Raw genomic sequence first — 423 nt, 5'->3', positions numbered from 1 at the left:
TGTGATTCATGACTGGGGTGAAGTCGTAACAAGGTAACCGTAGGGGAACCTGCGGTTGGATCACCTCCTTACCTATGTGAAGATGCCCGCGTAGTGCCCACACAGATTGTCTGATGAAAAAGTAACGAGCAGAAAAAACCTCTACAGGCTTGTAGCTCAGGTGGTTAGAGCGCACCCCTGATAAGGGTGAGGTCGGTGGTTCAAGTCCACTCAGGCCTACCAAATTTTCATTCATGCTGCGTTGTGGCTCCGGCTCGCATACCTGTGTATGCTTCGCGAATCCACGCCTTGCCTGAATAAAAATTAACATCTCTTCAAAAGAGAGATGTGACTCCTGGTGAGTGGTAGTAGATGGTCTCTGCAGTAACTGTATGGGGCTATAGCTCAGCTGGGAGAGCGCCTGCCTTGCACGCAGGAGGTCAG

1 tRNA gene and 1 rRNA gene are annotated in these 423 nt (G+C 50.8%); both read left to right on the top strand.

What is annotated here, in order from left to right:
* Positions 1 to 71: ribosomal RNA gene (locus NG42_RS21655) — 16S ribosomal RNA — on the top strand; the annotation flags it as partial.
* 74 nt (positions 72 to 145) lie between these two features.
* Positions 146 to 222, top strand: a tRNA-Ile gene (locus NG42_RS21650).
* Positions 223 to 423 lie beyond the last annotated feature (201 nt).

The organism is Winslowiella iniecta (genome assembly GCF_001267535.1).
Lineage (GTDB): Bacteria > Pseudomonadota > Gammaproteobacteria > Enterobacterales > Enterobacteriaceae > Erwinia > Erwinia iniecta.
The sequence above is the reverse complement of the archived record's forward strand: the minus strand, read 5'-3'. Positions and strand labels throughout refer to the sequence as shown.